Source organism: Streptomyces achromogenes (assembly GCF_030816715.1).
In the GTDB taxonomy this organism is placed as follows: domain Bacteria; phylum Actinomycetota; class Actinomycetes; order Streptomycetales; family Streptomycetaceae; genus Streptomyces; species Streptomyces achromogenes_A.
The window spans coordinates 4364723-4391140 of the sequence record NZ_JAUSYH010000001.1 but is presented as its reverse complement, the minus strand read 5'-3'; the positions used below and the strand labels follow the sequence as shown (position 1 = coordinate 4391140).

General features: G+C 69.8%; 21 protein-coding genes, 1 tRNA gene and 1 pseudogene. 10 read left to right on the top strand and 13 right to left on the bottom strand.

All coding sequences use genetic code 11. The features are described 5' to 3' along the window. Nucleotides 1-24: 24 nt before the first annotated feature. Nucleotides 25-1581 (bottom strand): PP2C family protein-serine/threonine phosphatase, encoded by a 1557-nt coding sequence (locus QF032_RS19685; RefSeq protein WP_307050192.1) that lies wholly within the window; start codon nt 1579-1581, stop codon nt 25-27. A gap of 523 nt (nt 1582-2104) precedes the next feature. Here QF032_RS19685 and QF032_RS19680 point away from each other — a divergent pair. Together QF032_RS19680 and QF032_RS19675 are read left to right on the top strand one after the other, a co-directional pair. Then, nucleotides 2105-2770, top strand: a complete 666-nt coding sequence (locus tag QF032_RS19680; RefSeq protein WP_307044378.1) for a bifunctional DNA primase/polymerase — start codon at nt 2105-2107, stop codon at nt 2768-2770. 56 nt (nt 2771-2826) lie between these two features. Beyond that, a complete protein-coding gene (locus QF032_RS19675) occupies nt 2827-3561 on the top strand; it encodes a hypothetical protein (RefSeq protein WP_307056840.1) in 735 nt (244 codons plus the stop codon). 277 nt (nt 3562-3838) lie between these two features. Here QF032_RS19675 and QF032_RS19670 read toward each other — a convergent pair whose 3' ends face one another. The 3 genes from QF032_RS19670 to QF032_RS19660 form a co-directional block, all read right to left on the bottom strand. Continuing rightward, the gene (locus tag QF032_RS19670) at nt 3839-4804 is read right to left on the bottom strand and encodes a DUF5926 family protein (protein WP_307056839.1); all 966 of its coding nucleotides are present in this window, start codon (nt 4802-4804) and stop codon (nt 3839-3841) included. A 178-nt stretch (nt 4805-4982) separates the two neighbouring features. Further along, a complete protein-coding gene (locus tag QF032_RS19665; RefSeq protein WP_307044374.1) occupies nt 4983-5621 on the bottom strand; it encodes an ATP-binding protein in 639 nt (212 codons plus the stop codon). A gap of 351 nt (nt 5622-5972) precedes the next feature. After that, nucleotides 5973-6809, bottom strand: coding sequence for a glycerophosphodiester phosphodiesterase (locus tag QF032_RS19660; RefSeq protein WP_307044372.1), 837 nt, complete (start codon nt 6807-6809; stop codon nt 5973-5975). Between the two features lie 245 nt (nt 6810-7054). Between QF032_RS19660 and QF032_RS19655 the strand changes: the two genes are divergently transcribed. Next, entirely contained in the window at nt 7055-8713 is a 1659-nt protein-coding gene (locus tag QF032_RS19655; protein ID WP_307056838.1) for a S1C family serine protease, read from the top strand. 106 nt (nt 8714-8819) lie between these two features. Here QF032_RS19655 and QF032_RS19650 read toward each other — a convergent pair whose 3' ends face one another. Together QF032_RS19650 and QF032_RS19645 are read right to left on the bottom strand one after the other, a co-directional pair. Further along, nucleotides 8820-9326, bottom strand: a complete 507-nt coding sequence (locus QF032_RS19650; protein ID WP_307056836.1) for a DinB family protein — start codon at nt 9324-9326, stop codon at nt 8820-8822. Nucleotides 9327-9913: 587 nt separating this feature from the next. Continuing rightward, entirely contained in the window at nt 9914-11404 is a 1491-nt protein-coding gene (locus QF032_RS19645; RefSeq protein ID WP_307056834.1) for an ice-binding family protein, read from the bottom strand. Between the two features lie 986 nt (nt 11405-12390). Between QF032_RS19645 and QF032_RS19640 the strand changes: the two genes are divergently transcribed. Continuing rightward, nucleotides 12391-12477: transfer RNA gene (locus tag QF032_RS19640), tRNA-Ser, on the top strand. A gap of 118 nt (nt 12478-12595) precedes the next feature. On the opposite strand, the gene QF032_RS19635 is transcribed toward QF032_RS19640, so the two are convergent. After that, nucleotides 12596-12928 carry a hypothetical protein gene (locus tag QF032_RS19635; protein ID WP_307044368.1) on the bottom strand — a complete coding sequence of 111 codons (333 nt, stop codon included), beginning with the start codon at nt 12926-12928 and terminating at the stop codon, nt 12596-12598. 285 nt (nt 12929-13213) lie between these two features. Here QF032_RS19635 and QF032_RS19630 point away from each other — a divergent pair, with 285 nt between their 5' ends. Beyond that, nucleotides 13214-13384 carry a hypothetical protein gene (locus QF032_RS19630; protein ID WP_307044365.1) on the top strand — a complete coding sequence of 57 codons (171 nt, stop codon included), beginning with the start codon at nt 13214-13216 and terminating at the stop codon, nt 13382-13384. A gap of 28 nt (nt 13385-13412) precedes the next feature. Here the strand turns inward: QF032_RS19630 and QF032_RS19625 are convergent. Next, nucleotides 13413-14335, bottom strand: a pseudogene (locus tag QF032_RS19625) (bifunctional DNA primase/polymerase). A gap of 252 nt (nt 14336-14587) precedes the next feature. Between QF032_RS19625 and QF032_RS19620 the strand changes: the two are divergent. The 5 genes from QF032_RS19620 (at nt 14588) to QF032_RS19600 (ending at nt 19805) form a co-directional block, all read left to right on the top strand. Beyond that, entirely contained in the window at nt 14588-15493 is a 906-nt protein-coding gene (locus QF032_RS19620) for a bifunctional MaoC family dehydratase N-terminal/OB-fold nucleic acid binding domain-containing protein (protein ID WP_307056832.1), read from the top strand. Beyond that, nucleotides 15490-15921, top strand: coding sequence for a MaoC family dehydratase (locus tag QF032_RS19615; protein WP_307044358.1), 432 nt, complete (start codon nt 15490-15492; stop codon nt 15919-15921). The genes QF032_RS19620 and QF032_RS19615 overlap by 4 nt, the downstream gene beginning before the upstream one ends. Beyond that, nucleotides 15918-17087 (top strand): lipid-transfer protein, encoded by a 1170-nt coding sequence (locus QF032_RS19610; protein WP_307044355.1) that lies wholly within the window; start codon nt 15918-15920, stop codon nt 17085-17087. The genes QF032_RS19615 and QF032_RS19610 overlap by 4 nt, the downstream gene beginning before the upstream one ends. 368 nt (nt 17088-17455) lie before the next feature. Further along, nucleotides 17456-18004 carry a SigE family RNA polymerase sigma factor gene (locus tag QF032_RS19605; RefSeq protein ID WP_306950374.1) on the top strand — a complete coding sequence of 183 codons (549 nt, stop codon included), beginning with the start codon at nt 17456-17458 and terminating at the stop codon, nt 18002-18004. 118 nt (nt 18005-18122) lie between these two features. Then, nucleotides 18123-19805: a long-chain fatty acid--CoA ligase gene (locus QF032_RS19600; RefSeq protein ID WP_307056831.1), complete on the top strand. Its 1683-nt coding sequence runs from the start codon at nt 18123-18125 to the stop codon at nt 19803-19805. Between the two features lie 774 nt (nt 19806-20579). Here QF032_RS19600 and QF032_RS19595 read toward each other — a convergent pair. The 5 genes from QF032_RS19595 to QF032_RS19575 form a co-directional block, all read right to left on the bottom strand. After that, on the bottom strand, nt 20580-21083 hold the full coding sequence (locus QF032_RS19595) for a winged helix-turn-helix domain-containing protein (protein WP_307056829.1): 504 nt from the start codon (nt 21081-21083) through the stop codon (nt 20580-20582). A 481-nt stretch (nt 21084-21564) separates the two neighbouring features. Then, nucleotides 21565-22995 carry a recombinase family protein gene (locus QF032_RS19590; RefSeq protein WP_307044350.1) on the bottom strand — a complete coding sequence of 477 codons (1431 nt, stop codon included), beginning with the start codon at nt 22993-22995 and terminating at the stop codon, nt 21565-21567. A gap of 245 nt (nt 22996-23240) precedes the next feature. Then, nucleotides 23241-25271 (bottom strand): N-6 DNA methylase, encoded by a 2031-nt coding sequence (locus QF032_RS19585; RefSeq protein ID WP_307056827.1) that lies wholly within the window; start codon nt 25269-25271, stop codon nt 23241-23243. Nucleotides 25272-25284: 13 nt separating this feature from the next. Then, on the bottom strand, nt 25285-25905 hold the full coding sequence (locus QF032_RS19580) for a restriction endonuclease subunit S (RefSeq protein WP_306950372.1): 621 nt from the start codon (nt 25903-25905) through the stop codon (nt 25285-25287). A gap of 51 nt (nt 25906-25956) precedes the next feature. Continuing rightward, nucleotides 25957-26172 (bottom strand): hypothetical protein, encoded by a 216-nt coding sequence (locus tag QF032_RS19575; protein ID WP_307056825.1) that lies wholly within the window; start codon nt 26170-26172, stop codon nt 25957-25959. Between the last annotated feature and the right edge of the window lie 246 nt (nt 26173-26418).

Below are 26418 nucleotides of genomic sequence, written 5' to 3'. Positions count from 1 at the left end.
CTCTTACCGGCTGTCGCCGCGGCCCTACTCGAAACGGGCCGCGAGCAGCACCACGTCCTCGTCGCTGTCCTGCTCGTACAGGCCGTCCGGCAGCATCGTGCGCAGTACGTGGTCGGCGACCGCCCCGGGGTCCTGGCGCAGCGGCTTGGGCACCCCGGCGGCCGCCGCGTGCAGCCGGGCGAAGGCGCGGTCGGCGGGGTCGCCGGTGCGGTGCAGCAGTCCGTCGGTGTAGAGCAGGACCGTCTCGCCCGGTTCGGCCTCGAGCTCGACGCTCGGCGCCTCCCAGCAGGCCAGCATGCCCAACGGCGCGGAGACGGAGGTCTCCACGAATTCCGTGCGCCGCTCCCCGACCAGCAGCGGCGGGCAGTGCCCCGCGCCGGCCAGGGTGATCTTGCGCAGGGCGGGTTCGCAGTACGCGAACAGCGCGGTGGCCGACCGCGCGGGCTCGGTCAGCCGCAGCAGCAGTTCCAGGTCGGACAGGACGGCGACGGGGTCCTCGCCCTCCATCACCGCGTACGCCCGCAGGGAGGCGCGCAGCCTGCCCATCGCGGCGACGGCGCTCGGCCCGGACCCGGTGACGGAACCGACGGCCAGACCCAGTGCGGCGTCCGGCAGCGGCAGCGCGTCGTACCAGTCGCCGCCCCCGCGCGGGCCGGTGCGGTGCCGGGCGGCGAGCTGGACGCCGGGCACGCGCGGCAGCCGGGACGGCAGCAGCTCCTCGGACATGGTCTTCATACACGCGCGTGTGCGCTCGAGCTCCACCAGCCGCGCCAGGTGCTCGGCGGCGTACCGGACGTACAGGCCGATCAGGTGGCGCTGGCGTTCGCCCGGCTCGGCGGGCTCGTCGTAGAGCCACACGGCCGCGCCCAGCCGGCCGGAGGCGTCGTCCGCCTCCAGCGGCAGCGCGTAGCTGGCGGCGTAGCCGAGGCGGGCGGCCACCTCGCGGTGACGGGGGTCGAGGCCGTCCCCGGAGAGGAGGTCGGGCTCGGTGATCTCCCCTTCGCCGCCGGGCAGCCCGTCGAGGATGCGGCCGTAAGACAGGGCGCTGCGCGGGACGGTCTCGATGTGGCCGAGGTCGGCACGGCCGAGGCCCAGCCCGATGGTGGTGTCGGGGCCCAGCCGGTCGGCCGGTTCGAGGACGACGAGACCGCGGCGGGCGCCCACGAGGGCGGCTCCGGCGTGCAGCAGCTCCTGGAGGGCGTCGTGCAGCACGGCCGTACGGGCCAGGCGTTCGGTGAGTTCGTGCAGCGTGGTGAGGTCCGAGACCCAGCCGGCCAGCCGGTCCGTCAGCAGGGCCCCCGCTCCCGGCATGCCGGGAGCGCCGGACGACGGATCCGGGGGGACGGAGGCGGCCACGGGGACGGCGGAACCGCCCGGGACGGCGGGCGCGGGCGGGACAGTGTGTGCGGGCGAAGGAACCGTGGGATCGATTCCGGCCACTTTCGGAGGGTGAGGGGCGTTCATGGCGTCCGGCTCTCGGACCGGAGCGTATTGCTCAAAAGCATCGCAAACCCCCATGTCATTCTGCGCCGCTAGCGGTGTCTCCACATGTACACGCACTCGTGAGGGGATGTCCAGCATTGTCCTGCCGGGGTCGCTGGTGTCCACGGGGTCTTTGGGAGAATCGCGCACGGTTCTTCCGGCTCCCTTGCGAAATTGCAAGATTGGCTTAAAACTGCCTCGGGTAACGGTTGATTGCGGTCGACTGGCCTTGCTCAACGGAGCGTCACAGCGGTCGTGATGGGTACGTACTCGGTAAGGGCCAGGGGTCGTCGGGAGCTCGTGAGGAGCCTCCGGAACCTGGTGACCGCACCGGGCGTCATAGTCATCGACGACCGTGCCCCATCCTCCCGTGGCGGAGGCGGAGAGAAATACGTGCGACGTTAAACGCCAGACTTCGCCACCCCACGCCACGCCCGGCATTTAGATGGACGCGAGTCGGATCGAGTGGCCGCGCGAGCAGCCACCGCTCGACCCTGAGGGGTTCCCCTTGTCCAGTACAGGGGTGTGATGCGCCAAAAGGTACGCACAGTGAAGTGATCGACACATGGTGTGATGTGGCCCACGGTGTTGCCAGCGGTGCAACGGAAAGGAACGAGCGCTCATGCGCGAGATCCTCGGAAAGCGACGCAGGCTCCTGTCCCAGTCCGGCGACGCGGGACCTGAGTTGATCGACTCGGCACTGACGTTCGCGGAGGACTGGCAGTGGCCCGTCCTCCCGGGAGCGGCGGCCGACCAGCGGAGCACCTCCCGCTGCACCTGCCCCGACCCGGAGTGCACGGTCCCCGGTGCTCACCCCTTCGACCCCGGCCTCCTCGCCGCCACCTGCGACGCGCGCATGGTGCGCTGGTGGTGGGGCAACCGGCCGGCCGCACCGATCATCCTGGCCACCGGGGGCGCCGCCCCCTGCGCGGTCAGCCTCCCCGCCCTCGCGGCGTCGCGCGCGCTCGTGGCGCTCGACGAGCAGGGCATGCGCCTCGGGCCGGTCGTCGCCTCGCCCACGCGCTGGTTCATCCTCGTCCGGCCGTACTCGATGGAGCAGCTGGGTGAGCTGCTCTACGCCAAGGACTTCGTGCCGGGCTCCCTGCGCTTCCACGGCGAGGGCGGCTATCTCGCCCTGCCCCCGTCGGTGACGGGGAACGGGGACATCCGGTGGGAGCGGGCTCCCCTGCCCGGCTCGGCCTCGCCCTGGGTGCCCGACGTCGAGGCCGTGGTGGACGCCGTCGTGGACGCCCTCACTCGTACGGGTGTGAGCGCTCCCGAGTTGTAGGGGTGTCGGGTGCGCGCCGGCCGGGACGCCCGTGTCCGCCCTCTATCTTCCGCTACATGAACCTTCGTCTGCTCGCCCTCGGGGGCGTCGTGACCGGCGCGATCGCCCTGCCCCTGGCCATGGCGTCCGCGGGGCCGGCCGGCGAAGACGGACGCGCGTCCGACCGGGCCGACGTGCATGCCGCCGGCCCGCGCTCTTCCGGCACGGCCGCCGAGCGGGCCGTCGGCGCGGCGGACCGGCGCACGGGCGCTGCCGGCGCAGTGGGCGAGCCGCGTGCGGTCGAAGGGGCTGTCGGGGCCGAGCGGCGTGCGACCGACGGGACCGATGCGACTGCCGGGACCGATGGGACTCGTGGGACCGACGGGGCTGCCGGGCGCGGTGCCGACACCGATGGGCCTTCCGGCGGCCCCTCCAGGTCGCCGCTGCTGCTGGGGATCGGCCTGGCGACCGCCGCCCGCTGCGGTCCAGAGCTGACCTCCCCCGACGGGGTCGAGGCGCAGACCTGTGTGCTCTCCCGGGGCGAGGACACCTGGGCGCGCACCTACTACCGCAACGCCACGGGGCGCGCCCTGGACGCCTTCCTGAGCCTCATGGGCCCCGCGGGCCGCACCGTGCGGACGCGGTGCACGGTGGCCGCCGAGGACGAGCCGCAGTCCTGTGAGACGCCCCATGAGCCGAGCCGCGGCGAGCCGGCCGCGTACACGGCGGTCACGGAGTTCGCCGAAGCGATCGGAGACAGTCCGCTGCTACTCCGCTCCGGCAGCAACTTCCCCTCGGACACGGGCAGTTGACGTGCGGTGTCGGCGCGTGAGCGGGGCCGGAAACAGAAGAACCCGGTTGCTGGCGACGGGGGATGCACCAGCAACCGGGCTCCTCGAACGGTAACAAGAGATCGGCGCTACGCAAATTCGATCTCTTGTTTTCATCGGCTTTCCGGACACCGGCGAATCGGCGCTCGAGGCGCCGACTCGCCTTGTTCCGGGGGCAGTTGTGAGCGGGCTCACGCCGGCCGCCGGCGTCCGGGCCGCTGGCCGGCCGGTCAGCGCGGCCGTCTCCCGTACCTGTGTGTCAGCTGAGCGTCACCTGTCGGTTGGTCAGGCCGCCACGCGCGCGACGCTCGTCGGCGGTGAGCGGCGCGTCCGAGGCCAGCGCCCCGGCGAGGCGCTCGGCGAACTCGGCGGCGGGCTTCTCCACGTCGTCCGCGGTGACCGCGCTCGGCAGGTCCCAGACCGGCACCGTCACGCCGTGCGCCCGGAACGAGCCCACCAGACGCGTGCCCTCGCCGAGGCCGGAGCGGCCCGCCGCGTGCAGCCGCGCGAGGGCGTCCAGAAGCTGCTCCTCCGGGTGCGGCATGACCCAGCGCAGGTGGTTCTTGTCCGGGGTCTCGCACCAGTACGCGGCGTCGACGCCGGTCAGCTTCACGGTCGGGATCGCCGCGGCGTTGGCGCGCTCCAGGGAGGCGGCCACCTCCGGCGCGGCGTTCTCCGGGTCCGGGACCCAGAACTCGAAGCCACTGTGCACAACTGGCTCGAACGCGCCTTCGGCGTCGAGCAGATCCTGCATCCGCGGACCGTCCGCCGGGGCGCGGCGCGCCTGCACCGGAGTGCCGGGGTCCGACTCCAGCGCCCGCTGCAGGGTGTCCGCCAGGTCACGGCTGAGGTCGCCCGACGGCGTGTCGTTCTGCAGGCCGAGCAGCACCGAGCCGTCGTCGCGGCGCAGGGCGGGCCAGGCCATCGGCAGGACGGTGGCGAGCGTGACGGACGGAACGCCCTCGGGCAGACCGCCCTTCAGCGCCAGCTCCACCGTGGCGGCCGGCACCAGTTCGCGCAGCGCCACCCAGTCGCACTCGCCCGGCAGGCCCTCGAAGGGACGCTGCACCAGCTCGGTCACCGCGTGCGCGGCGGCCCGGCCGTGGCAGGCCTTGTAGCGGCGACCGCTGCCGCACGGGCAGGGCTCCCGCGCGCCGACGACCGGGATGTCCGCGTCGGTGGGCTGCGGCCGCTTTGCGGTCGTCTGGAGTCGCTTCTTGGCCATCTGGGTGTCTCCCGGTTACGGCTCGTCTGGTACGGCGGGAGCCTAGCCGTTCGTACGCTCCGTCACGGGAACCTGTGGACGACGTGGACGACGCGGCAGTCGTGCGCGACGTTCCCCGCGACGCCCCGCGTGCCCGTTCTTCACGTACCGGTTCGTCAAGTCCCGGACCTTCGCGTCCCTAGTCCAGGTCGTCGAAGGCGTCCGCGAAGTCGAGGCCGGGGATCGAGGCCACCGACGGGGCGGCGACCCGGCTCGCGAAGTCGTCGCGTCGACAGCCGGCGTCCGGGTCGTACACGTCCGCGTGGACGACGGCCCACACCGTCACCTCACCGCGGGCGTCGTCCCGTACGCCCCAGTCGTCGGAGAGCGCCGTGATGATGTTGAGCCCGCGACCGCCGTGGGCGGTGACGGAAGGAGTGGCCGGGGCCGGGCGGGTCGGGCCGCCGCCGTCGGTCACCTCGACCACCAGCCGGCCACCCGGGTCGACCCGCCACGCGGCCCGGACGTCGCCGTCCCCGGCCAGGGCGTCGCCCAGCGGTCTGCCGTGCTTGCAGGCATTGCTCAGGAGTTCGGAAAGGATCAGTACGGCGTCGTCGATGACCGATTCCGACACTCCGCCCCTGCGCAAGTGATCGCGCATGCGGTGTCTCGCGTTTCCCACGCCCGCAGGGCCATGGGATACGGCCATGCTCGACGACGCGGGCACCTCCTGTGCCACCACCAACGCCACCCCCGAGACCTCCTTCGCCCCACGCCACGGAGTGGATGCCCCATTGGCCTGTACCGGAAACCGGCCAATGCAGGTCCGGCGACGCATTCGGAACGACCGAATACGCAGCGAACGCGCCGGAGCACTCCCTGTGAGCGCCTGTTCAGTGCGTGGCTGAATTTGGACGGTATGGCTGGAACGGAGAATGCTGTAGACGCACGGTGTGGTCAAGAGGTGTGGATGGGACACGTGGGACTTCTGTGACTTTCTCCGAACGGACTCAGGCCCCCTCTCGGGGCTTCGGGCCGGGCGCGCGGGCCGAAGGAGGCACGGGTGAAGGAGGCAGGGGCCGAAGAGGGCAGGGGTTGAGGCAGGCACGGGTCAAGGCAGGCACGGCTCAAGGCAGGCACGGGCCGAAGGGGGTGCGGGCTCAAGAGTCATGGGCCCGCGTCCCCTGGGTCAGCGGCCGAGTCGTCCGAGCACCGCGCGCGGGCGGTTGGTGATGATGGCGTCGACGCCCAGTTCGACGCAGAGGTCGACGTCGCCGGGCTCGTTCACCGTCCACACGTGCACCTGGTGCCCGGCTCGTTTCAGCCGCTGGACGTAGGCGGGATGGCTGCGCACGATCCGCATGGACGGGCCCGCGATCCCGACGCCCGCGGGCAGTCGGCCGTCGCGCAGCCGGGGCGAGACGAACTGCATCAGGTACACGGTCGGCATCGTGGGAGCGGCGGCGCGCACCCGGTGCAGCGAGCGGGCAGAGAAGCTCATGATCCGCACCGGGGACTCGGCCGCCGAGGCCGGCGCGTCCAGGCCGAACTTCTTCAGCAGCGCCAGCAGTCGCTCCTCCACCTGCCCGGCCCACCGCGTCGGATGCTTGGTCTCGATGGCCAGTTCCACCCGGCGTCCCGCGTCGGAGACGAGTTCCAGCAGACGCTCCAGGGTCAGGACGGAGGTCTCCTCGCGGTCCTCGGGCCGGACCTCCCAGTCCGGGTCCTCCTCGCGCGTCTGCCAGGCGTCGCGGGCCTCCTTCGTCTTCCAGGAGCCGAAGTCCAGCGCCGCGAGGTCGGCGAGCTCCAGGGCGGAGACCGCGCCGCGTCCGTTGGACGTACGGTTGACGCGACGGTCGTGCACGCAGACGAGATGACCGTCCGCGGTCAGCCGTACGTCGCACTCGAGGGCGTCCGCCCCATCCTCGATCGCCTTCTTGTACGCGGCCAGGGTGTGCTCGGGGGCCTCCTCGGAAGCGCCTCGGTGAGCGACGACTTGAATGTGGTGCTGCCGTGCGTGAGTCACCGCGTCATCGTGCCACCGGCACGCAGTCGTCTGAGAACCCTCTGAGATGTTTCGAAGATGCGCGCTTATTGTGCGTAATACCCCTTATAAAGAATGGTCAAGGACCCACAGCCACCGCTTATGGTGCTCTGACGGCCCGTGGGAAAAGCTGAGACGTACACAGGAACACCTGTACTGCTTCAGCGCGCGACGAGCGTGACCTGAGTACGACCGACGACAACAGCCGTGGATCGAGGAGAAGAGCTGTGAACACCGAGAACGAGGGCAAGAACGAGGGCACCCAGGTTCCCCCGGCCCCGTCCGCACCCCCCGTGCCGGTGGATTCTCCCTCGGCCTCCGCGCAGCAGTCCGCGCCGGACGCGGGTGCGCCCACCACCGAGCTCCCGGCGACGCACGTCCAGGCGCCGGGAGCGCCCGCCCACGCGGCGGGCGCTCCCGAGGCAGGCTGGCCGCCGCCCACCGCGCCGCAGGGCGCACCGGCGCCGACGGACGGCGACTGGCCGCCGCCGGCCCCGTCGCAGGCCCCCTCGGCGCCGCACACGGGCACGGCCCCGCCCCCCGTCGCCCCGCACGGCTCTCCGGCCGCCCCCGAAGGCGACTGGCCCGGCCCGGCCCCGGTCACGCCGGTGTACGCCGACGCGGGCAGGCACGCGTACGGCGACGGCGGTGCGGGCACGCACGCGTACGGCGACGGCGGCTCCGCGGCCGCCGGCGGGGCCGGTGGTGCAGGCGGCGCCGGTGGGACCGTCTGGGGCGCGTCCTATCAGCAGCCCGCCCCGAAGTCCGGCAAGGGCCGTGGCGGGCTCGTCGCCGCGATCCTGATCGCCGCGCTGGTCGCGGGCGGCCTGGGCGGCGGCCTCGGCTACACGCTCGCCAAGAACGACGACGACACCGGCTCGACCACCGTCTCCTCCTCCACCAACGGCGGCGAGGTCAAACGCGACCCGGGCACCGTCGCCGGCGTCGCCGCCAAGGCCCTGCCCAGCACGGTGACCATCCAGGCCGAGTCCAGCAGCGGCGAGGGCGGCACCGGCACCGGCTTCGTGTTCGACACCCAGGGCCACATCGTCACCAACAACCACGTGGTCGCGGAAGCGGTCGACGGCGGCAAGGTGACGGCCACCTTCCCGGACGGCAAGAAGTACAACGCCGAGGTCGTGGGGCACGCCCAGGGCTACGACGTCGCCGTCATCAAGCTCAAGAACGCCCCCTCGAACCTCAAGCCGCTCACTCTCGGCAACTCCGACAAGGTGGCGGTCGGCGACTCGACCATCGCGATCGGCGCGCCCTTCGGCCTGTCCAACACGGTCACCACGGGCATCATCAGCGCGAAGAACCGCCCGGTGGCCTCCAGTGACAGCACCGGCAGCTCGGCCTCCTACATGAGCGCCCTGCAGACGGACGCCTCCATCAACCCCGGCAACTCGGGCGGCCCGCTGCTGGACGCCTCGGGCAACGTCATCGGCATCAACTCCGCGATCCAGTCCACCGGTGGCGGCGGTCTGGGCGGCACCAGCCAGTCCGGCTCGATCGGCCTCGGCTTCGCCATCCCGATCAACCAGGCCAGGTACGTCGCCCAGCAGCTGATCAAGACCGGCGAGCCCGTCTACGCCAAGATCGGGGCGTCGGTCTCCCTGCAGGACTCCTCGGGCGGCGCGACGATCACGCCCACGGCCAAGGGCGGAGCGTCCGCGGTCGAGGCGGGCGGCCCGGCGGCCAAGGCCGGCCTGAAGCCCGGCGACGTCATCACCAAGCTCGACGACATGGTGATCGACAGCGGCCCGACCCTCATCGGCGAGATCTGGACCCACCAGCCCGGCGACAAGGTCACGATCACCTACGAGCGGGACGGCAAGTCCCACACCGTCGACCTGACCCTCGGCTCCCGCAAGGGCGACAACTGATCGTCCCCCCCCCGCCCCCCGTCCCCCCGTCCCGGACGCACGCGCGCGTGACACCCCGGCCTCAGCGCCGACGGCCCCGCGCGCGTGCGGCTCATCACCAAGACGCCTAGACGCCCGTCCGGCCGTCGATCAGTTCGCGCAGGACGTCGAGGTGGCCGTTGTGCCGCGCCGTCTCCTCGACCAGGTGCAGAAGGATCCAGCGCAGGTCCACATGACGGCCGTCGCGCGTCGCCCGCTGTGCCGTGGCATCGAGGCCGTGCCCGGCGACCAGCGCGCGGTGCTGCTCGGCGTGCCGGGCGTACTCCTCGAGCAACCGCGCGAGCGGAAGGTCCACGGCGACGCGCATCTCGCGGTCGGGGTCCTCGTCGGTCCACGGCCCCTCGTCCTCCTCGCCGAGGAACACCACCCGGAACCAGTAGTACTCCACCCAGCGCAGGTGGCTGATCAGGCCGCTCGGCGTCATCAGCGGTGACCCCGGCAGGGGCGCCTCGCGGGCCTGCGCGTCGGAGAGGTCCTCGCACTTGGCGCGAGCGGTGTCGCGGGCGTAGTCGAGGAAGGTGGTGAGCTGGGTCCGCTCGTCCCACGCGGAAGGCATGTCGTCAGTTCTGGTCATCACGCCGAGCATCCCGGCCCACCGCCGGACGTGTCGAGGCATTTCCGCCGCCCCCGGACCACCCCCGAGCACCGCCCGCCGGGAACTCCGTACCCGCGAGAGAAGGCAGCGCGGAGGGAGGACGGAATCGACCATTGCCGCGCGGATCTGTCAGGTCCTCCTCGAACTGCTTGGCTGTCGAGGTGACCAGCTCATGCAGATCGCTCGTGTCGTCCACTCCGACGTAGATGGTTATCAACTTGCGGCTCCTAGCCGAGAGGCGAGAGTCGGGATAAGGCTCGTACCTCTAGGCGCGGGCGCCCGGCCTACCGGCAAAAAATCTTGAGGGCGATGGTGTGGCGATCGTCACGCCACTGCTTCCTGCCGCGGTGCACATGGCCGACGGGTCCTATCTCGGCCTCCAAGGCCCGCTCGATCTGTTCGTTCGAGCGCTGTTGGCTGCGGTGAATGGCCTTGGTGTACAAGCGGAACAGGACTGCGATGCAGCCGTCAGATTGGCTCGTCAACGTCTGTAAGGGGCGCCTTCCTGGAAGGCGCCCCTTACTCGTCTCGACCGTCGCCTCAAGGAGATGCGGACGAGGTTTCGCTTAGTCCCTGCACGCCGCCGGGGACGTCAGCGACACGCGCTTCCCGTCGTGCCTCCAGGGCTGTTTGCCTTGGTGCTCTTGGCAGTTGGGCTTGTGGTTACCGTGGTCGCCGTGGTCGCCGTGGTCGCCGTGGTCGTTGTGGTGCCCGTGATCACCTTCACCACCAGGTCCCGCGGGACCCTGGGGTCCTTTAGGGCCTTTAGGGCCTTTAGGGCCGACCGGGCCGGTGTCCCCCTTAGGGCCCTTGGGTCCGGCAGGTCCGGTGTCCCCCTTAGGACCCTTAGGGCCTTGAGGTCCGGCAGGTCCGGTGTCCCCCTTGGGTCCGGCAGGTCCGGCAGGTCCGGTGTCTCCCGTGGATCCAGCAGGTCCGGCGGGTCCCTGGGACCCTTCAGGGCCTTGAGGTCCGGCAGGTCCGGTGTCTCCCGTGGGTCCGGCAGGTCCGGTGTCCCCCTTGGGCCCGGCAGGTCCGGCAGGTCCGGTGTCTCCCGTGGATCCAGCAGGTCCGGCGGGTCCCTGGGACCCTTCAGGGCCTTGAGGTCCGGCAGGTCCGGTGTCTCCCGTGGGTCCGGCAGGTCCGGTGTCCCCCTTGGGCCCGGCAGGTCCGGCAGGTCCGGCGGGTCCAGCGGGTCCAGCGGGTCCAGCGGGTCCAGCGGGACCCGTGGGTCCAGCGGGACCCGTGGGTCCAGCGGGACCCGTGGGGCCGGTGGGGCCGGTCGCGCAGATCGGCGTTGTGATGACGTTGTCGTCCAGCGTTACCGCGCCGATCCTCGCAAGGGCACGGCCCTGGATCTTGGCGCCCGTTGTTACGGTGATCGACTGGTCGGCCATGATGGTGCCCACGAAGGTGGAATTGGTCCCGAGAGTAGCGGAACTGCCCACCTTCCAGAACACGTTGCAGGGCTGTGCACCGTTGACGAGGATGACGCTGCTGGCCGAAGCGGTGGTCAGTGTCGATCCGGCCTGGAAGATGAAGACGGCGTTGGGGTCACCCTTGGCGTTGAGGGTGAGGGCTCCGGTGAGTCCCATTGACGTCGAGGCCGTGTAGACGCCGGGGACCAGTACCTGTCCGCCCAGATCGGCCGTAATAGCGGCTCCAGGGCCTCGGCCGGCCGCATCGTTGTAGGCGGTGGTCAGATCCGTCTTTGCCTGAGCGGCCTCGGCGTCGGCCACATGCAGGTCGCCGAAGATCTGCCCGGGGCCGGAGGGCGTCGACGATGAGAAGCCCGTCACCGAAGAGCCCGGACTCAGTCCCACGTCGCCGTTGATGACGGTGGGGCCGGTGTTGGTGATCGTGGAACCGGCCAGGACCGAGTAACTCGTGGCCGTCCCCAGTTCGACGGGGGCTTCTGCGGCGTGCGCGACGCCTGAAGTGAGCGCGACCGTGGCCGTGGCCAGCAGCGCTACACCCGGCAAGAGTGAAAGACGGGTCTTGAGGCGATGGAGTATGCGGATTTTGCCTGGCGAACGGGACGAGTTGGCAACCACTGCCATGGGGGTGACCTTTCTTGTCGCCGTTGAGCTCATCGCCCCGGCAAAGGGGTTCCGAGCTCCGTAGTGAGTTCCGGTCAGGCCAGAAGTCGTGTCTCGTGTCGAGGTTCTGCGGCCTCGGCCGTAAATGGACGTCCGCGGCGCGAGTGCTTGCAGATGGGGTGATGAATCATCACTTACCGATCGAAAACTAGCAATAAGCTTATGAAAGTACATAAAGATAAGAGGCTGAAGGGGGGTAGGGGGTGCGCTTTTTCACCCTGTCGGTGGTGTCGGTGCTTGATTCCGAGCCATCGGCTTGGTCTCGGGAGGCCGGGGCGTCGGCCGGATCAAAGCCGCACCGACCGGCTCGGACGGGCCGTTCCGGGTTCGGCCCTTTCCCGTTCGGCGTAGGTGGTATCGGCTCAGATGCGAACGAGCAAGGTTGCCGTGAGTGCGAGCAAGGCCGGTGTAGCGGCTTGGGCTGGAGCTGCTTCGGCAGGAGTGACAGGCCCCTTAAGCCTCCGGCGCGTTGGGAGCCTGTGGGCTTGCCAGGTGAGCACGACGCTGGGGCCGTGATCTTCGAGACTCGCGCCCAGTGGGTGCGTAGGGCCTTGGAGCCGACAGCCCCAGCCACGGCATATCCCTTCTCCAGCATCAGGCGGCCGATTGCTGAGCGTGCGGCCCGGACGCCGGCAGGGCTGGAGCGGGGCGGAGACCTGAGCGCAGGTCGACCGGGGGGCCGGGCCGCGGGCGCGGAGCGAGCCACCATGAATCAGTAGGCAAAGTCGTAACTCGGTAGACACGGACGCTCTGGGGATGCAAACAAGGCCAGCACAGCCTCTGGCTCGCCCGCGTCGGCTGGGTGACGCGGAGGCCGGGTGCTGGTGATCGGCGCATTGGGCATGGGGTGTGGACAGAGCCAGTGGACCCCGTGTGGGCCACGCCCCCCGAGCGGCCCCCGCGCCGGGTACTCTGTACCCGCTCCGCCCCAGGTGGGCCGGGGCATGGGTGGGTTGCCCGAGCGGCCTAAGGGAACGGTCTTGAAAACCGTCGTGGCAGCGATGTCACCGTGGGTTCAAATCCCACACCCACCGCAGGTGAACGGCCCCTGACCAGGAAATACGGACGGGGGCCGTCGTCGTGTGGGTTGCCTGCTGGTGACCGCCGTTCCCCGTGAGTCCCCGGTCTGTCGGGCACGGATGGGGCACGACGCTAGGGCGTGATCCAATCTGCCCAACCAAAGGTGAACTTGTATGCGGTGCGTACGGCGTACTGCCCTCGGCGACCGACCAGGAGTGTTACAGCCAGGGCGACGACGAACAGTGCGGCAAAGGCACCAGCGATGATCCCGCCTGTCCTCGGCGACCAGACCACTCCCACAAAGACGCTTGCGATGATCGTGATCGCCAAGCCCATGTGGGCAACGGGCACTTCCACACGAAACAGATTCCGCACCGCACGTCGTGAAGCCCGCATGTCTGCGTTGTAGCGCTCTCTGGCCGCATCGGGATCAGCGTTCGGTCCTTCCGGCCACTGCTGGTTCAAGCGTCCTCCCCCATTGCCGCCGGCCGGGAGCCCAAACCTCGGCCGTGGCTCCCCGCGCACGCCACCCATAGGCCTGCACTAGCGAACGGTTCCCCCGCCATCCTGGACCGTGAGTGTGTCCTGAGGGGCACCCCTTCCCCTGCTTGTCCGCGTGTCGGTCGCACGCGGCGTCGGCCTCGGCGTCGGAGTCGTTCCTCCGCGTCTCCGTCGGCTTCGGCTTCTGCCTCGGAGTCCGCCGCGCCCTCCGACGAGGGGTCCTCGGAGTCCTCGGCCTCGGCCGCTCCCGTGGCCGCCGCGTCGCCGGCGGGCGGCGGCGTCCGGCTTGCCGAGACCGGTGGGGGCGGCGGGAGCACGGTGATCGCCGGTATCGCCGCAGGTCTCGTCGGGGTCGGCGGTGGCATCGCCCTCGCCGTGCGCCGACGGGCGGCCGTCCGGGGGCAGCGCTCCGGGGACTGACGACCGCTGCGCCGGCGGGCGGGCGCGTTCACGGGGCCGGGCGGTGTGCCGTCATCCGGGCCGCCGACGCGATCGTCCCCCGGCCTCCCGGGCCGTCAGGCCGGTGTGGACGGCCGCGGTGATCAGGTCCTCGGTCAGTTCCGTGCCGATGCCGTTCTCGTGCGCCCGGCAGGCCGCCCAGAACAGCCGGGTGTTGCGCTGCCCCTCGTGGGCGGCCAGGACGAACTGGATCAGGCCCCGGCCGTGCGCGCCGCCCGCCGGCGGCTGCCTGCCCGGGCGGGCGGAGCGCGGCGGGGGGACCAGCAGACGCAGCAGGGAGGGCGGGCAGGGCGCCGGCGGGAGGTGGGCGCTGCCCGGGTCGGCGGCGTAGACGCCGTGTGCGGTGCGGGATCCGGGGCCGACCAGGTAACCGCCGGCGCCGCGGATGTCGATGCCGGGGGCGAGCCGGCCGGCCGAGTTGGGGACGACGACGTCCGGCGGACCGGTGAGCCAGAGGTGCCGTCCGCCGGACGGAGTGAGGACGACGACCGTCGGCGGGATCGTGAAGAGGTGCCGCAGGGCCAGTTCGCGCAGGGCCGCCGAGGAGTCCGTGTCGGACTTGGTGTCCAGGTCGACGCCGATGAGGTGGTGCGGGGGCAGCCCGCAGGCGATGCCGTATCCGGTGGCCCAGGGGGCGGCGGCGAAGAGCGCGCGGATGCGGACGGGGTCGGTGGTGGCGTCGTACACGCCGTGGCCGGGGCGGCCGCATTCGCCGTGGCAGGGCGGGGCGGCGGGGTCGTCCGCGTGGCCGTCCCGGAGGTTGTCGCGGTGTTCGTCGCGGTGGGGGGAGCGCAGGGCCGGGAGCTTGGTCCTGGACAGGGGGATGACGGCCAGGCCGCGTTCGGCGGCCGACAGGGCGTGGGCGAGGGCCAGCGTGGTGGCCTGCCGGGGGAACCGGTCGGTAGTGGCCATGCCTCCATTGTCGTACACTTGTTCGAAATAAGGAAGGGGGGAGCGCGCCAGGCGAGTCGGGGGCGCGCCGTTCCCCCCAGCTTCGACAGAGGCCGCGCCGCCCCCGGCCTTGGCGAAGGCCGCGCCGCCCGACCTCGAAGGAGGCTCGGCAGAGGCTTGACAGAGGGACCGTATCTGACGGACAGTCAGAAACCGTTCTGTCACCGGCAGTCCGCCCGCTTCGCCCGTCCCGGTCCCGGAAGGAGTGCGGTCGTGGACGACGACGATCTCCACGCGCGGCTCAAGGCCTACGAGGGCCGCCCCGCCGCGGTCGCCGGCGCCGGCCGGGACCCCGTCAACGCGCCCATGATCCGGCACTGGTGCGAGGCGATGGGCGACCGCAACCCCGCGTACACCGGCCCCGGCGCGATCGCCCCGCCCACCATGCTGCAGGCGTGGATCATGGGCGGCCTGAGCGGTCACCAGGGGCGCGCGCAGGCCTACGACGAGCTGCTCACCCTGCTCGACGACGCGGGCTGCACCTCGGTCGTGGCCACCGACTGCGAGCAGGAGTACCTGCGGCCGCTGCGGCCCGGCGACGAGGTCGCCTTCGACACGGTGATCGAGTCGGTGTCGCCGCGCAAGACCACCAAGCTGGGCGCCGGGCACTTCGTCACGACGCGGACGGACGTGCGCGTGGCCGGGACGCTCGTCGGCACGCACCGCTTCCGCGTCCTCAAGTACGCCCCGGCGGGGCGCACTCCGCGGCCCCGCGAGCGCCGTCCGCGCCCCGTCGTGAACCGCGACAACGCCGGTTTCTGGGAGGGCGTCCGCGACCGGCGCTTCCTCATCCAGCGCTGCGCCGCCTGCGACACCCTCCGCTTCCCGTGGCTGCCCGGCTGCAACGCGTGCGGCGGGCCCGAGTGGGACGTCGTCGAGGCCGGCGGCGAGGGGACGGTCTTCTCGTACGTGGTGATGCACCACCCGCCCTTCCCGGCGTTCTCCCCGCCCTACGCGGTGGGCCTGATCGAGCTCGCCGAGGGCGTCCGCGTCATCAGCGACGTGGTGGACGTCCCCTACGACAAGGTGCGGGTCGGCATGCCCGTGGAGCTGGAGTTCCGCACGTACGACGACGAGTTGACGCTGCCCGTGTTCCGCGCGCGGGAGGGAGCCGTATGAAGGCCGGTGACGTGCTGCCCCCGTTGGAGATCGAGGTCACCCGGACCCTGATCGTGGCCGGCGCCCTCGCCTCGCGCGACTACCAGGACGTCCACCACGACCCCGAACTCGCCCGGCAGAAGGGGTCGCCCGACATCTTCATGAACATCCTCACCACCAACGGCCTGGTAGGCCGCTACCTCACGGACTGGTTCGGCCCGACGACCGTGCTGCGCAAGGTGGCCATCCGGCTCGGGGCGCCCAACTACCCGGGCGACACGATGGTGTTGCGGGGCCGGGTCGAGAAGGTCGACGGGGACACCGCCGTGGTGCGGGTCACCGGGGACAACGGCGTCGGCCGCCATGTCACCGGCACCGTCACACTCACCGTCCCGGGGCCAGGGTCGGGGTCGGGGCCTGGGTCGAGTTCGGGGTCGGGGGTTCGATGAGCGTGCGGGAGCGCGATCGGCTCGGGGGGCGGGCCGCCGTCGTGGGGATCGGTGCGACGGAGTTCTCCAAGGACTCGGGGCGCAGCGAACTGCGGCTGGCGGCGGAGGCCGTACGGGCCGCACTGGACGACGCGGGGCTCGTGCCGGCCGACGTGGACGGCATGGTGACGTTCACGATGGACACCAGCCCGGAGATCACCGTGGCGCAGGCCTGCGGGATGGGCGAGCTGTCCTTCTTCTCGCGGGTCCACTACGGCGGCGGGGCGGCCTGCGCGACCGTGCAGCAGGCGGCGCTGGCGGTGGCGGCGGGCGTGGCCGACGTCGTCGTCTGCTACCGCGCCTTCAACGAGCGTTCGGGACGCCGCTTCGGCTCGGGGGTGCAGCGCCGGGAGCCGTCGGCGGAGGGGGCGGCGCTCGGCTGGTCGCTGCCGTTCGGGCTGCTCACCCCCGCGTCCTGGGTGGCGATGGCGGCCCAGCGGTACCTGTACGCCTACGGGCTGACCGCGCAGGAGGCCTTCGGTCCGGTGGCCGTCACGGCCCGTCGGCACGCGGCGGGCAATCCGGCCGCCTACTTCCACGGCCGGCCGATCACCCTCGCCGACCACGCGGCCTCCCGCTGGATCGCCGAACCCCTGCGGCTGCTGGACTGCTGCCAGGAGACCGACGGCGGTCAGGCCCTGGTCGTGACCTCCGTGGAGCGGGCCCGCGACCTGCCGCACCCGCCCGCTGTGATCGCCGCGGCGGCGCAGGGGGCGGGCCGGGCCCAGGAGCAGATGACCAGCTTCTACCGCGACGACCTGACGGGCCTGCCGGAGATGTCCGTGGTCGCCCGTCAGCTGTGGCGGACCTCCGGGCTGGCGCCGGCCGACGTCGACGTGGGAATTCTGTACGACCACTTCACCCCGTTCGTGCTGATGCAGCTGGAGGAGTTCGGCTTCTGTGCGCCGGGCGAGGCCGCGGGCTTCGTGGCGGAGGACCGGCTGCCGCTGAACACCCATGGTGGCCAGCTCGGCGAGGCGTACCTGCACGGGATGAACGGCATCGCGGAGGCCGTACGGCAGCTGCGGGGCACCTCCGTGAACCAGGTCCCGGACGCCGCACGGGCGCTGGTGACGGCGGGAACCGGCGTGCCGACCTCGGGCCTGGTACTGGTCGCGGACGGCTGAGAGCCCGGGACGCCCCGGGAGTCCACACCCCACTCACGCCCCGGGAGTCCACGCCCCGTGCACGCCCCGGAGTACACGCCCCGTCACGGGCTGAGGACGGCCTGCGCACGCGGGGGACGGCGTACGCACGGCCCGGGGGCGGCCTACGCACGGCCCGGGGGGCCACGGCCGGGAGGACAAGGGCCCGGGGACGTACGGCTGAGAGTGCGGGACGGCTGCCCGGGCCCCAGGGGCATCCCCGACGGGCGGTGAGGGCTCGTCCACCTGTAGGAGGTGGAGCAGGCACCACCCCTACAACCTGAGAGGGACGCGTCTTAGGGACCTGCGGCCGATCCGCCCGCCCGGCAGGCGAACCTAGCGTGGGAGCCATGACCACACTCGTCTGCACCAGCGCGTCGAACGGCAGGACGCGGCCCGCACCGTATCCGTCCTTCGCGTCGTACGTCAGAGCCCGTCAGCCGGTGCTGCTGCGCACCGCCAGGTCGCTGACGGCGAACCCGAACGACGCGGAGGACCTGTTGCAGACCGCCCTCGCCAAGACGTACGTCGCGTGGGAGCGGATCGAGGACCACCGGGCGCTGGACGGCTACGTCCGCCGCGCCCTGGTGAACACGCGCACGTCGCAGTGGCGCAAGCGCAAGGTCGACGAGTACATGTGCGACGAGCTGCCGGAGCCGGAGCCGGTCACCGGCGGGAACGACCCGGCCGAGCAGCAGGCGCTGCACGACGCGATGTGGCAGGCGATCATGAAGCTGCCCGCGCGGCAGCGCGCGATGGTCGTCCTCAGGTACTACGAGGACCTCAGCGAGGCCCAGACGGCCGAGGTGCTCGGCGTCTCGGTGGGTACCGTGAAGTCGGCCGTGTCACGGGCGCTCGGCAAGCTGCGCGAGGACCCTGAACTGGGGCTTGTGCGATAGCGGGCCGACATGGTGTTTTGACCGGGGCTTGAACGTGACCTGATCGATCACCGCCTCCTAGTGACATACCGCGCGGTATGTGCGCAGAATCAGCACAACCGTTACCACCGCGCAGGCAATGTCGCCGCCCTGGGAGGACGCCGTGCTGAGCACCATGCAGGACGTACCGCTGCTGATCTCGAGGATCCTGACGCACGGGGCCACGATCCACGGCTCGTCACAGGTGACCACCTGGACCGGCGAGGGCGAGCCGCACCGCCGCTCCTTCGCCGAGATCGGCGACCGCGCCGCCCAGCTGGCGCACGCCCTGCGCGACGACCTCGGGGTGTCCAGCGACGACCGGGTCGCCACGCTCATGTGGAACAACGCCGAGCACGTCGAGGCCTACTTCGCGATCCCCGCGATGGGCGCCGTGCTGCACACCCTCAACCTGCGCCTGCCTCCCGAGCAGCTGGTCTGGATCGTCAACCACGCGGCCGACAAGGTGGTCATAGCCAACGGATCGCTGCTGCCGCTGCTCGCCCCGCTGCTCCCGCACCTCAGGACGGTCGAGCACGTCGTCGTCTCCGGACCCGGCGACCGCTCCCTCCTCGACGGCTCCCACGCGCGCGTGCACGAGTACGAGGACCTCGTCGCGGGCAAGCCGGCCGCCTACGACTGGCCCGAGCTGGACGAACGCCAGGCCGCCTCCATGTGCTACACCTCGGGCACCACGGGCGACCCCAAGGGCGTCGTCTACAGCCACCGGTCGATCTACCTGCACTCCATGCAGGTCAACATGGCCCAGTCGATGGGCCTGACCGACCAGGACACCTCGCTCGTCGTCGTCCCGCAGTTCCACGTCAACGCCTGGGGCCTGCCGCACGCCACCTTCATGACCGGCGTGAACATGCTGATGCCGGACCGCTTCCTGCAGCCCGCGCCGCTCGCCGAGATGATCGAGAGCGAGAAGCCGACGCACGCGGCCGCCGTGCCCACCATCTGGCAGGGCCTGCTGGCCGAGCTCACCGCCAAGCCGCGGGACGTCTCCGGCCTCACCCAGGTCACCATCGGCGGCTCGGCCTGCCCGCCGTCCCTCATGACCGCCTTCGACGGGCTGGGCATGCGGGTCTGCCACGCCTGGGGCATGACGGAGACCTCCCCGCTCGGCACCATCGCCCGTCCGCCGGCCCACGCGGTCGGCACCGACGAGGAGTTCGGCTACCGCCTCACCCAGGGCCGCTTCCCGGCCGGCGTCGAGGCCCGCCTCACCGGCCCCGGCGGCGAACGCCTGCCCTGGGACGGCGAGTCGGCGGGCGAGCTGGAAGTGCGCGGCGCGTGGATCGCGGGCGCCTACTACAACGGCCCCGACGCCGAACCCCTGCGCCCCGCCGACAAGTTCAGCGAGGACGGCTGGCTCAAGACGGGTGACGTCGGCACGATCTCCCCCGACGGCTTCCTCACCCTCACCGACCGTGCGAAGGACGTCATCAAGTCCGGCGGCGAGTGGATCTCGTCAGTGGACCTCGAGAACGCGCTGATGTCCCACCCGGACGTCACCGAGGCCGCCGTCGTGGCCGTCCCCGACGAGAAGTGGGGCGAGCGCCCGCTGGCCACGGTCGTCCTCAGGGAGGGCTCCACCGCCGACTTCACGTCCCTGCGCGCCTTCCTCGGCGCCGAGGGCGGCATCGCCAAGTGGCAGCTCCCCGAGCGCTGGACGATCATCGAGGCCGTCCCGAAGACGAGCGTCGGCAAGTTCGACAAGAAGAAGATTCGCGAATCACTCAGATTGGGTCAGTTGGACGTGACCAAGCTGGACTGAGCCAGCAGAGGCCCCAGAGCCCCCAGAGCGCGACACTGGGGGCTCTGTCGCTCCCCTCGGCCGCGAGGGCGCGACAGGCGGCCGCGCGGCCCCTCCTGACACCGGTTTATGCGACAACGCGCATAGTCGCGTGAACGCATAGACGCTCCGACACGCCCCCTCGTACCGTCGTGCATGACGGCCCAACCGGGGCCATGTAGCAGGGGGTTTCGCTATGGCGCGCGAAGAACTGACTCGGCTCACGGGAAACGGGAACGGCGAGTGCGGTGAAGACGACTGCCCGAACGTGTACGCCACGAAGCGGGGGACGTTCGTCCGGGCGAAGGTTCTCAAGGTCGTTCGTTTCACCTCGGCTAAGCGGAACAATTCGATCGGCCGTCGCAGCCGGCCAAGTAGAGCCATTCAGCCGCTGCCGAAGACGGCTGAATGCTCGTCTGGCGTTCCGGGTTCCGGCTCCTCTTGCGGAGTCGTTCACTCTGCCTTGGCGGTTAGAGACTCCGAGGGTGACAAGCCGAAGGGGTCGTGTTCTCTCTGCTCTCAGCTTTGCTTCGCAGCTTCGAGCTTTCGGCCTAGGCCAGAGACAGGCTCCGTCAGGATGCCTGTCGGTCTCTCACTTCGTTCGGCCAAGGCTAGGTGTACCCGAGGGGGTACACCTTCTTTATGAGCTATTAGCTATGGGATCTCTAATGAGATCCCTATGAGATTGTGTACCCGTAGGGGTACATCCCCTGTACCGCCTGGGGGATAGCCCGTGTACCCGTACGGGTACACGGGCTAGGAAGTCGCCTTACCGGTGTACGACCGGTAGGCATCTTCGGCTACGGCGTAGGGAATATCCGTCCACGGCCAGGACTGCTGATTCTCTCCGCCAAGGAACCAAGTCTTCTGCTCAAGGGTGAGTTCGATCGGCCCTACGGGTGCCGTAGAAGGTCGATCTCCGGCCGAGGGGGCCGAGTGGTCGAGGCTTGCCGTAGCGGCCTTCGAAGGGCCGTTCGGGGGCTTCCTGCGGGTGCGGGTTTCTCGTCCGGCCTTGACGGCTGCAACAACCTCAGCCGGGGCAGTGAGACGGTAGACAACCGTGTCGGCGGACGAATGCGCGCCGGTGTCGGTGAGATAGCCGTACTCGACCAGCTTCTTACGGTGCGGGTGAACCTTCGTCGCGCTGGATAGGCCGACCATCTCGGCAATGGTCGCCATGGACGGAAAGACATCGGTTCCGTCTGTGTAGTCGCCGAACATGGCAAACGCCATGGCGACGGCATACGTGTTCTGCTTCACCCTCGGGTCATGCGATATAGACCGCCGCCACAAGTCATGGTCGACGCGAGAAGTCTGAGGCACGGGTACTCCGGTCGGGGTTGGGCAAAAGAAAGCCCGGCTATCGCCGGGACTGGCTAAACACGGTATGCAGTTCTAACCCGCCCAGGGTGGCGGTTTCAAGTAAGGGCGTTTAAACAGGCCGATCGTTGAGCGTTTAAACGCTGCCTTTGACTTCGCCAGGGGGTTGCGATGCAACCTGTCTCCATCAGTCGATAGGATGAATGGAGACGGCCAGTATTGAGCCGCTATACGCCCGCTGAAGAGCGCACGCCGGAAATGAGCGCGTGGATTGAACGACAGCTATCGGCTGCCCCGGTGAGGGGCGAAGATTGGACGAGGGAGCTGTACCGCACCTACGGATGCGAAGTGCAGCCGAAGTGACAAGCAAAGCAAGAGGCCCCGCTCTGAGAGCGGGGCCTCTTTGGGTTCACTGAGACGGCTACGCGGCCCACACAACGTCTAGCAAATCGGGGTTGAACTTGCGGGCACCTCGGCCCGCCGAGTGCACCACGATTGCCCGTACGTGCTTCAGGATTACTGCGCGCTGCCGCTCAATGGGTAGGCGCTCAAATTCCTCTGACAGGTCCACAGTGGCGGCAGTTGCTTTGATCTTCTCGACCGTGTGCTTGTTGCGCTCGTATTCCAATTCGTCGCGTTCGCGCTCCAAGGGTTCCAGCATGGCGATAGCCGTAGTGGCGGAGATTCGCTTAGTGTTCATGGCGGCGATCAGTTCGCTGATTTCTTGGGTTACCTCGGCGAGTCGGACAGCTCCGGACCATTCGGCCGCCTCGCTTTTAGGTGCCTTCAACTTCGCCTCGGCGTCGTGAATCAGATTGATGACGTGCCTGTCGATCGGTTCACCGGCGCGGGACACCTTCCCGCACCCCCCATCACTGACGGCAGGGCATCGGTAGAAGAAGCGGCTTCCCTTGCTCCCCTCTTTCCACGAAGAACGCATGTTGGCAAGCATTCGCGTACCGCATTCGGCGCAGCGCAGAATGCCGCTCAATAGGTACTTGTGGTTGTTGCTCTGGTTGCTCGTCGTGTACTGCGTCCGGACACCTTCCAGAACGGCAATCACGGCATCAAGCTTCTCCGGGGTGCAGATCGGTTCCCAAATGCCCATGACGGGCTTGCCGTCCGCCCCGATGTGCTTTTGGTGCTTGACGGCACGGAAACCGGCCAGGCGCGGATTTTTGAGGATGCCCTTTACGGCGACGCGGGTAATCGGCTTTCCGGTATTGCGAGACGTCTGCACGTTCTTGGCTTGCCACTCCGTCACAATCGTAGAAAGCCGCGTACCCGCCAACAGATCGTCATGAGCCTTAGTAATCAGGGCCGCCTGGTCCGGGTCAATCGTCACCCGATCCTCTTTCCAGCCGAACGGCGGGAAGCCTCCGCCGTTCTTGCCAGCGTCCGCAAGCTCACGATGCTTACGGGCTACGCGCCTGCCGGTGTCGGCGCTGGACTTGTTGGCGAAGGCGACCATGACTCGCGCCATCGTGCGCCCGTCCGACGTCGACAGGTCAATGTCGTTCGTGACCGTGCAGAAGACCAGTTCCGGCCGCTCCTCGAATACGTCGATCAGCCGTTCAAGATCGCGCGGTTGCCGGGCCAACCGGTCAAGGTCATAGGCGATCACACCGTCTATGACACGCGACTGGAGATCCACCAGCAGCCGTTCGAACTCGGGGCGAACCACGTTGCGCTTGAAGGCGCTTACGTCGTTGTCGACGTAGTCGCGCGCGACCTCCCAGCCGGGCCGCACCCCGGCAACCTGCCTGTAGTCCCGGCGCTGCCGCTCCACGCCCAGTTCCTCGCCGTTCTTGTCGAGGCTGATCCGGGCGTACCCCCCGAGTCTCACGACCACCGTGACCCCTCTCCCCACCCCTGCGGGCGCACACTTGGCACGCTAGGTGCCTGACCTGCACTGTTCGTTGATCTTGAGACTAGCGCAGAACTAGTGTGATCAGTGAAGGTTCTTGAAGAAGGTGCTCCGCAGGCAGTACGCCGAGGGCGACCTGGACGTCACGCGCCTCTGAGGTCGGGTACGGCGATCCGGCCGTCTGGCCGTACGGCGGAGTGTCTGCCGCCGTACGGCCGTCGTCATGTCCCTCAGAAGTAGCCGAGACCGGTCATGCGATCACGTAGCCGGTCGGCGGCGGTCTGGTACCGACGCTCGAGGTCTGCCATGGAGACCGCGTACCGCTCGCCCCACCGCAGGTACGCGTCGACCAGCTTCTGACGCTCCCCCGCGACGAGTTCCTCGGTGTGGGCCCGCAGGTCGGCGCCCAGCCAGTCGAGCACGAAAGCCGCCTCCTCTCCCCGCGGAGGCGGGGGCGGCTTACGGTAGACGCGTCCCGGCGCGTCCTTCGGAGACGACCGCACACGCCGGACCACCCCGTGGTAGCCGAACGCGGTGAGTGCCCTGAAATCGTCCTCGTGGGACGACCACCATGCGGCCAGGGCGCCGAGCAGTTGGTAGCGGTCCAGGATCTCCATCGGGATCAGCCTGCGACAGAACGTCTCCTCGAGGTGTGACCGCGCTTCGGCGAGGCACGCCTCGCCGCCGGTCACCTTCCTGAAGAGCGGGCGCTGATCCGCCCACCAGGAGCGGACTTCGCGCAGGAAACCCTCTTCCGCCGCAGAGGCGAGGCCGGGGATGCGGAGCGCCGCCGCCTCGTGGCCCTCGGGCGGGAACCTCCAGTAACCCGGGCGAAAGGGGTGCAGGAGGTCGTCCGGGGCGATACGGAAGGCATGGAAGCGGCGGGCCTCGGCCTGGACCTCCCGTCGGGGCACACCACCCGTGAGCGCCGCGCCGATGTCCAACAACGGCTCGGCGGGCGGGGCGCTGTCCACGTACCGGCCGATGTTCAGGTTGTAGTCGTGTTCCCTGATCTCCGCCAGGGAGACGGCCCGGGAGAAACCGGGCACGTCCCGCCAGCCGAGATAGACGTCCGCGATCTTCGCGACATGCTGGGCGTCGAGCCTGTTCTGTGAGCGTCCGGTGGTCACCTCACGCTCCGCGTCGACGAACAGCACGCGGTTGCGGCGCTCCTCGGGCGGATCACCCGTACCGCGCAGCACCAGGATGCATGCGGGGATGCCGGTGTTGTAGAAGACGTTCGCTCCGATGCCGATCACGGCCTCGAGCCGATTGTCCTCGACCATGCCCCGGCGGATCTCGCCTTCCGCTCCCCCTCGGAAGAGCACGCCGTGAGGCGTGACGACGGCGCCCAGGCCCTGAGGCCGCAGAGCGGCGAGGACGTGCTGCACGAACATGAGGTCAGCCTTCTTGCCGCCTTCCGGGACCCAGCCGTACCTCATGCGTTCGGGGTGGCCGACCTCGTTCTGTTTGTAGCTCGTGGAGAAGGGCGGCGCGGTGAGCACACGGTCGAAACGCATGAGCCCAGATCCGTCGATCAGCGGGTCGGTGAGCGAGTCGCTGTTGTCCATGGTCGCGTCGACGATGCCGTGCAGCAGGAGGTTGAGCCGTCCGGTGCGCCAGGTCGAACCGTTCTTCTCCTGGCCGTACAACGACAGGTGCGCTCCGCTGCCGCCGTGCTCAGCGAGGTGGTGTACAGCGCTCAGCAGCATTCCGCCCGAACCGGCGTGGGGGTCGGCGACGGATTGCCCGCCCTGGGGGCGGACGAGCTCTGCCATCAGCCGGCACACGGCCCGGGGCGTGAAGAACTGGGACGAGCCCTTGCCCGCCGAGGAGGCGATGCGGGTGAGGAAACGGTCGAAAGCCCGGCCCACCTCGTCACCGAACTCGAGATCGTCGTCGCTCAGGGGCAGTTGGTCGAAGTGACGCAGAAGTCGTACGGCGATCCGTTCGGCCGACGGGCTGTTGAAGTCGACGGGGTCGAAGAGATCGGCCAGGAGTCGGGGGTTGTTCTGTTCCAGCGCCGCGAGCGCCCTGTTCAGGGTGTCTCCGGCGGAGAGCCGGGCGTGGTCCACCACGTACTCCCAGCGCGCGACGTCTGGGACGCGGAGGAGGCCCGGCTGGTCGGAGACGCGTTTGAGCAGCAGGAGCGGTCCGATGAACTGGGTGAGCTCCGAGGTGTTGACCTCGCCGCGCAGGAGATCGGCGGCCTGCATGAGGTGGAAGTCCAGGCTGTCCACCGTGAGCGGCCTGGAGAACATCGCGTCCACCGAATCATTCTCCCTTGGTGAGCTGCTCGAAGACCGACGGCCGCAGGGCGACCAGGCGGTCCAGCATCATTCTCTGTACGGTGATCTGTTCGTCGATGTCCGCGAGCGCCGCGACGACGTCGTGCTGCCGGTCCATCGGGGGAACCTCGACGGGGAACTCCGTCAGCATGGTCGAGTTGAGCGAAGGGACCGTACCGGACTGCGCCTGGGCGATCAGCTCCCGTTGCACCGGGGGGTGGGTCAGATAGGCGGCCAGGTACGCCGGGAGGACCAGGCTCTGGTCCACGCGGATCCTCAGGCACGACGAGCTGTACAGCCAACCGGCCTGCTCGTCCTTCACCAGTGCCAGCCGGCCGAGGGTGCCCTGCCGTACCAGGAGCACGTCCCCCGCCCTCAGCTCGAACCGGGCGAGCCGTTCTGCCTGGGGGTGGGACACCCGGCGCAGGCGCCGGGTGTCCACGGTGAAGTGCTCGGTGAGGTCGGGGGGTGCGATGACCGGAACCCCGTTGGGGCCTTCCTGGAGGTTGTCGAGCAGCGAGCCGGACGGACCGGCCGTGACACGACAGAAACGCCCCAGGGGGATGCGGCCGTCCCCGGAGGTGGGCCAGGCCTGCTCAGGAGCCATGGATGTGCGACCTTCCCACGTGGAGAGCCCGTCCTTCCTCGGCGACGTCGCTCAGGCGACGCGCAACCAGTACTTCAGAGCCGCGCGCAGCAGCTCCTCCACGGCCACGGTCAGGGCGGCGAGAGCGATCGCTCCGACCACCGCTGTTCCGTGACCGGTCAGCGTGGCCGCGACCACGGCCACGACGACGATGACCACCAGTGTGACTGTGGCCTTCCTGGTCTCCTTGGGCCAGGGCCAGGCATCATGGGTGTGGGTGATTCTCACGGGAATCCTCCTTCTGCCCCTTCTGGGGGGTGGTCGGGCCGCACCGCCCTGCTTGGATTGAGCCCCGGGTCGGGTGGTGCGGCAGTTTTTGATGATGGCTACAGCCTACCAGGGGATGGGTGCGAAGTCACCTTCGCATGTCGCGTGGAGTTCTTCGCACGGAGCCTACGGTGTCCGGTGTCGCCCCTCGAGACGTGTCGAACGAGGGGCACATCGGTCTCTGTGACGCACCGCTGGTGAATGAAT

Bases quoted from the DNA above. Each gene is read 5' to 3' on its own strand.
- QF032_RS19670 (WP_307056839.1), bottom strand. From the start codon at position 4,804: ATGGCCAAGAAGCGACTCCAGACGACCGCAAAGCGGCCGCAGCCCACC.
- QF032_RS19600 (WP_307056831.1), top strand. From the start codon at position 18,123: ATGTCGCCGCCCTGGGAGGACGCCGTGCTGAGCACCATGCAGGACGTA.
- QF032_RS19645 (WP_307056834.1), bottom strand. From the start codon at position 11,404: ATGGCAGTGGTTGCCAACTCGTCCCGTTCGCCAGGCAAAATCCGCATA.
- QF032_RS19665 (WP_307044374.1), bottom strand. From the start codon at position 5,621: ATGCGTCGCCGGACCTGCATTGGCCGGTTTCCGGTACAGGCCAATGGG.
- QF032_RS19580 (WP_306950372.1), bottom strand. From the start codon at position 25,905: ATGGCTCCTGAGCAGGCCTGGCCCACCTCCGGGGACGGCCGCATCCCC.
- QF032_RS19605 (WP_306950374.1), top strand. From the start codon at position 17,456: ATGACCACACTCGTCTGCACCAGCGCGTCGAACGGCAGGACGCGGCCC.
- QF032_RS19615 (WP_307044358.1), top strand. From the start codon at position 15,490: ATGAAGGCCGGTGACGTGCTGCCCCCGTTGGAGATCGAGGTCACCCGG.
- QF032_RS19610 (WP_307044355.1), top strand. From the start codon at position 15,918: ATGAGCGTGCGGGAGCGCGATCGGCTCGGGGGGCGGGCCGCCGTCGTG.
- QF032_RS19650 (WP_307056836.1), bottom strand. From the start codon at position 9,326: ATGACCAGAACTGACGACATGCCTTCCGCGTGGGACGAGCGGACCCAG.
- QF032_RS19675 (WP_307056840.1), top strand. From the start codon at position 2,827: ATGAACCTTCGTCTGCTCGCCCTCGGGGGCGTCGTGACCGGCGCGATC.
- QF032_RS19585 (WP_307056827.1), bottom strand. From the start codon at position 25,271: ATGTTCTCCAGGCCGCTCACGGTGGACAGCCTGGACTTCCACCTCATG.
- QF032_RS19680 (WP_307044378.1), top strand. From the start codon at position 2,105: ATGCGCGAGATCCTCGGAAAGCGACGCAGGCTCCTGTCCCAGTCCGGC.
- QF032_RS19685 (WP_307050192.1), bottom strand. From the start codon at position 1,581: ATGCTGGACATCCCCTCACGAGTGCGTGTACATGTGGAGACACCGCTA.